The organism is Devosia sp. (genome assembly GCF_040509215.1).
Taxonomy (GTDB): Bacteria; Pseudomonadota; Alphaproteobacteria; order Rhizobiales; family Devosiaceae; genus Devosia.
Window position 1 is genome coordinate 1 of record NZ_JBEVLL010000164.1, and the last position, 4,583, is coordinate 4,583.

Here is a 4,583-nt window from a genome sequence, read left to right on the forward strand (position 1 = left end):
GCATAGGCCGGCACCAGTTCCGACCAAGCCCGCTCCACTGCCAGCGGCGGGCTCAAGTGATCCGCCTCTCCCACGCAAATCAATTGCGGCCTTGGCGCAATCAACCCCGCAATCGTCCCGCCATCCGCCTCGCGCAACAGCCCCGGCACGGTCAGATAAATCCCATGCCCATCATGCGCGCCCAATTCGATCATCGTCCTGAAATCAGCAAAGCAGCAGAGATGCGCAACGGCCGCGATCCGGTCATCCAGCGCCGCCAGCCAATAGCTCAGCACACACCCCATCGAGAGCCCAAACGCGCCGATCCGCGTGGGATCGACGTCATCACGGCTCTCTAGATAAGTCAGCGCCGCCGCATGATCCGACAGCATCTGCCCAAACAGCGACTTGCCATGCCAAAGCAGCGCCTTTGCCGCAAAGTTCTCGCTGACGGTAGCTCGCTCGCCAAAGATCGGCATGTCGATGCAAAGCGTCACATAGCCCGCCCGCGCAAACACCGGCCCCAGCGGCCCAACCAGGTACTCTCTCCCATCCAGCAGTTCCCGCGCCCCGATCGCGTAACCGCCGCCATGCGAATGCCCATAGAGAATTGCCGGCAACCGTCCAGTCGCGCCACGCGGCTTGGTCAGAATACCGCGGACGTCCTCTTCCCCGATCCGCAGCCGCAAATGCTCGACGACATAGTCTTCGACATGCTCCTCCGAACTGGAAATCAGCCCGATTTCGGGCGGCGCAAAGCCAAGCAGTTCAGCAAATCGAGCACGGGTAATCGACACGGTTTCCTCCCGGTATAGTCGCGGGGAACCTAACGGAGGAGCAAGTGCGAGAGCAACCACCCACCAGTCCCAACCCTTCCGCATTGCTGCAATGCTTCACGACAAATCCATCCATCGGCACTTGCCGATGGAGTTGCGCATGTGCATCTATGCGCTCGTTGGCCGGTCTCGGCCGGCCACTGCCGGCTTCGGCCGCCTAACGAGAGACTCCCATGACCAACCTATTCACCCCCATCGCCCTGCGTGACCTGACCTTGCGCAATCGGACCGTCGTAGCCCCCATGTGCCAGTATTCGGCCATTGATGGCTTTGCCAACGATTGGCACTTCGCACATCTCGCGCGTTTCGGCATTGGCGGCTTCGGTCTGGTTCTCTTCGAAGCCACGGGCGTCGTGCCGGAAGGCCGCATTTCCTATGGCGATCTCGGCCTCTGGAAGGACGAGCAGATCGCTCCCCTCGCCCGCATCGTCGATTTCCTCCACAGCCAGGGTTCGGCTGCCGGCATTCAGCTTGCCCATGCCGGCCGCAAGGCCTCGACGCCCGTCTCCTGGCGCAAGCCCGAGGATCTCGTAACCGAGGAACAGCGCAAGGCAGCCGGCTATGAACACTGGCAGCCCGTCGCTCCCTCAGCCGAATCCAACAATCCCGCCGATCCGACCTTCCAGGTGCCAGTCGCCCTCGATAAGGCCGGCATCCAGCGTGTGATCGACGGTTTCGTCGACGCCGCCAAGCGCGCCGACAAGGCCGGCTTCGACACTGTCGAAATCCACGCCGCCCATGGCTACCTGCTCAACCAGTTCCTCTCCCCGCTCGCCAATCATCGCACTGACGAGTATGGCGGCTCCAGAGAAAACCGCATGCGCCTGCTCCTCGAGGTGACGGACGCCGTCCGTGCCGTCTGGCCTGCCGGCAAGCCGATCCTCGTCCGCATCTCGGTCAGCGACAATGCCGAAGGCGGCTGGACTGTCGACGACAGCGTCGCGCTCGCCCGCGAACTCAAGGCACATGGCGTTGATGCCATCGACGCTTCGAGCGGCGGTTTCGCACAGGGTCGCATCACTTCGTCGGCCGCCTATCAAGTGCCGTTCGCCAGCGCAGTGAAAAAGGGCGCCGATATCCCCACCATGGCCGTCGGCCTCCTCGGCGATGTCGATTCCGCCAATGAGATCATTGCCAATGGCGACGCCGATTTCATCGCTCTTGCTCGCGGCGCACTCAACGATCCCAATTGGCCCGTCCACGCCCAGCGCCAGCTCGGCGACAAGGACTATTCCCTCTGGCCGGTCCAGACCCGCCGCGTGTCCGAGCATGATCGCGTGCTCGGCCTCCAAGGCTCGTAAATCAATGGGGCGGTCGCAACATGCGATCGCCCCAACTATTTCATCCGGCCATCGAAATTTCGCCGCAACGCAACTACACCCTTGAGCTCGACGCTGCCGATACCCACCTCAGCGTCAACCAGGGGAAGAGAACATGGATACCAAAGCCGCCGTCATCGCGCTTCTGAGCGTCTGGGGAGTTGGAACCGCAGCCTGCCTGCCCGCAGCCGCTGAGGAGCCCGCCATTGAAGACGAAGGCGACGCCGACGGCGACAATCCGCTGCTCAACAAGGTCTGGGTCCAGCAAGGCGACGCCGCCAGCCCCGGCACCATGCAGATCTTCCTCGCCGATGGAACGCTGGTCAGCGACAGCTGCTGGGAAACCTATCGCCTCTCGAAGTGGCAGCAGGTTTCCGAGACTTCGATTTCCTGGGAAGAAGACGGCATGACCATCAATGCCGACATTTCTTCGCTGACGGCCGACGAACTCATCCTGTCGCTCAAGCTTGGTAGCGACGTGGTCGAACAGCGCTTCTCGCCTGCCGTCGTCCCCACGGTATGCCCGGACATGCCGCGCTAGCCAATTCGGCCGGGCGCGGCACTCGATGCCAACAGTCTGTTAGCTAGATGACCACCTGAGTGCCGATTTCAACCACGCGTCCGGTGGGAATATGGAAGTACTCGGTGGCATCGCTCGCATTGCGGGCAAGACGGACAAACAGCCGATCTTGCCAGAAACGCAACGGCCCGCTCTTCTTGCCGAGCTTGAGCGAACGCCGCGACAGGAAGAACGACGTCGACATGATGTCGAACTTCCACCCCAGCTTCCGTGCCAGCGCCAAAGCCGTTGGAATATTTGGGGTTTCCATATAGCCGAACGTCACGACGACACGGAAAAACAGCTCGTTATAGGCGTCGATCGTCACCTTCTCATCGTCCGGCACGCGCGGCGAAGCCGAAGTCCGGACGGTCAGGATAACGTTCTGCTCGTGCAACACCTTGTAATGCTTGAGAGAATGGAGAAGTGCCGTCGGCGCACCCTCGATATCGCTGGTCAGGAAAATCGCCGTACCCGGCACGATCGTCGGCTTTTTCTTCGCCAGATTGTTGACGAGGAACTCCAGCGGTACCTCGTCGCGGCGCGTCTTGTCAGACAGGCGCCGACGCCCCGCCATCCAGCTCCACATGATCAGCGCCACGAACAGCGCCACCGCCGCCGGCACCCAGCCACCCTGGAAGAGCTTGGACGCATTGGCCGCAAAGAACCCGCCATCGATGCAGAGATAGGCAAGGCCAAAGAACACCACGGCAATCGGATGCCATTTCCAGTTTCGCCACATGACGACAACCAGCAGCATCAGTGTAACGATCATTACGCCCGACACCGCGATGCCGTAAGCATTTGAAAGTGCTGAGGAACTGCCAAAGGCGGCCACGAGCACCAAGACGCCGATCATCAGCATGGAATTGATCTGCGGCATATAGATCTGGCCGCTCTGCGTCGCCGAGGTGTGGTGCACCACCATGCGCGGCAACATGTTGAGAGCGATCGCCTGCTGGGTGAGACTGAACGTGCCGGTGATCACAGCCTGACTAGCGATAATCGTCGCCATGGTCGCCAGAATCACGAAGGGCAGCAGTCCCCATTCCGGGATCATCTCGAAGAACGGGCTCGCAACATTGTCGACGCCATGGCTGATCACATAGGCGCCCTGCCCGAAATAGTTGAGCAGCAGACAAGGGAAGACCAGGCCAAACCAGGCCAGGACGATCGGCTTGCGCCCAAAATGCCCGAGATCGACATAGAGCGCCTCGGCGCCGGTCACGGCCAGGAAGATGGCGCCGATGACCACAAAGGCGATGCCGAAATGCGTCAGGAGAAACTGCACGCCCAGCAGCGGATTGATCGCCCAGAGAATCTCGGGGTGCTGGATGATATTGGAAAGGCCGGCAACCCCGAGCGTCAGGAACCAGATCGCGGTCACCGGGCCGAAGACGATGGACACCTTCGCCGTGCCGAATCTCTGGACCGCGAAAACACCGAGGATAAGCACCAGCGTAATCGGCACGACCCAACGGGTCATGCCCGGCTGGACGAGCTCAAGGCCTTCAACGGCCGAGAGCACCGAGACGGCCGGAGTGATGATCGCATCGCCGAAGAACAGCGCCGCGCCAAGCACGCCGAGTGTCGTGATCCATACCGGCGGATTGGTAAACGTCTGCCGCGCCAGGGCCATAAGCGAAAGCGTACCGCCTTCGCCTTTGTTGTCGGCCCGGGTGACGAAGAACACGTACTTCACCGCCACCGTGAGCGTCAGCGCCCAGATAATCAGTGAAAGAAGCCCGAGCACTTCGATGTTGGATGCCGCCGCACCTGGCCGCACCTGCATCGCCTGCCGGAAGGCATAGATCGGACTGGTACCGATATCGCCGTAGACCACGCCGATGGCGCCCAGGGTCAGGATCGGCAAGTTGCTTTTGGCGTGGC

Annotated in this window: 4 protein-coding genes; 2 read left to right on the forward strand and 2 right to left on the reverse strand. The window is 61.5% G+C overall.

Annotated features, from left to right (window positions below; genetic code table 11):
* A partial coding sequence (locus ABW043_RS09105; RefSeq protein ID WP_353920899.1) for an alpha/beta hydrolase family protein occupies window positions 1–776 on the reverse strand: 776 nt, incomplete at its 3' end.
* A 212-nt stretch (window positions 777–988) separates the two neighbouring features.
* Here ABW043_RS09105 and ABW043_RS09110 point away from each other — a divergent pair.
* Both ABW043_RS09110 and ABW043_RS09115 read left to right on the forward strand, forming a co-directional pair.
* On the forward strand, window positions 989–2,116 hold the full coding sequence (locus ABW043_RS09110; RefSeq protein ID WP_353920900.1) for an NADH:flavin oxidoreductase/NADH oxidase: 1,128 nt from the start codon (window positions 989–991) through the stop codon (window positions 2,114–2,116).
* A 133-nt stretch (window positions 2,117–2,249) separates the two neighbouring features.
* Entirely contained in the window at window positions 2,250–2,675 is a 426-nt protein-coding gene (locus ABW043_RS09115; RefSeq protein WP_353920901.1) for a hypothetical protein, read from the forward strand.
* 43 nt (window positions 2,676–2,718) lie between these two features.
* On the opposite strand, the gene ABW043_RS09120 is transcribed toward ABW043_RS09115, so the two are convergent.
* Window positions 2,719–4,566, reverse strand: coding sequence for a potassium transporter Kup (locus ABW043_RS09120; protein ID WP_353920902.1), 1,848 nt, complete (start codon window positions 4,564–4,566; stop codon window positions 2,719–2,721).
* Window positions 4,567–4,583: the final 17 nt, after the last annotated feature.

Excerpts from the sequence above, each read along its gene's own strand:
- ABW043_RS09115 (WP_353920901.1), top strand. The coding sequence starts at position 2,250 with ATGGATACCAAAGCCGCCGTCATCGCGCTTCTGAGCGTCTGGGGAGTT.
- ABW043_RS09110 (WP_353920900.1), top strand. The coding sequence starts at position 989 with ATGACCAACCTATTCACCCCCATCGCCCTGCGTGACCTGACCTTGCGC.